At 62.0% G+C, this 940-nt stretch carries 1 protein-coding gene; it reads right to left on the minus strand.

The window, feature by feature from the left end:
- Positions 1 to 217 precede the first annotated feature (217 nt).
- Positions 218 to 940, minus strand: a 723-nt coding sequence (locus LI94_RS21300) for a UDP-N-acetylglucosamine 1-carboxyvinyltransferase (RefSeq protein ID WP_046302495.1), incomplete at its 5' end; no start/stop codon positions are given.

Consider the following 940-nt stretch of genomic DNA (forward strand, 5'->3'; position numbering starts at 1 on the left):
CACCCCCAACACGGGGCGCCGAAGGCATGGCAAAAACAACAACAAACAAAAACCACCAAACACACTATTGAGTTCTCAAACAACACGCCGCCCGGCTTCAGGCAACCCCGCCACTATACTCGGTTTCCGGAGTTGAGTCAACTCCGAGATTTTCGGGGCTTCCGGAAGTACTTCCAGACTGTCGGTAGTTCCGCGGTCCGCGTCCCTCCGGCCCGACCTATATTACACGTTCTATCTCAGCACCCAAATCGGCTAGATATTCCACGAACAACGGGTACCCGCGATCGATGTGGTAGACGTCGTGGACCTCGGTCTCACCGTCTGCGACCAGGCCCGCAAGGACCAAACCGGCGCCGGCGCGGATGTCGGAGGCCCAAACGGGTGCACTCGAGAGCTGCGGCAGTCCACGCACCACCGCATGGTGGCCGTCGGTACGCGCATCGGCTCCGAGTCGGATCATCTCCTCGACGAACCGGAATCGGGCTTCGAAGACGTTCTCGGTGATCATCGACGTGCCGTCGGCAATCGCTGCGAGGCCGATCGCCATCGGCTGCAGATCGGTGGGGAATCCGGGAAACGGCAAAGTCGCCACGTTGACGGCCTTGGGCCGCTCGTACTGCACCACCCGGAATCCGTTGTCGGATTGGGTGACGGTCGCGCCCGCATCGTGCAACTTGTGCAGCACAAGCTGTAGGTGAGCCGGGTCCACACCGGTGACGGAGATGTCGCCGCGGGTCATTACCGCCGCAATCGCCCAGGTCGCGGCCACGATCCGGTCGCCGATCACTTCGTGTTCGGTGGGGTGCAGCCGCGGCACCCCGGTGATCTTCAACGTTGGGGAGCCGGCACCTTCGATCTGGGCGCCCATCTGGTTGAGCATCGTGCAGAGATCGGCGACATCGGGTTCGCGCGCCGCGTTGTGGCTGTCTCTTATACACAT

Source organism: Mycobacterium sp. UM_Kg27, from assembly GCF_000972905.1.
GTDB lineage: Bacteria > Actinomycetota > Actinomycetes > Mycobacteriales > Mycobacteriaceae > Mycobacterium.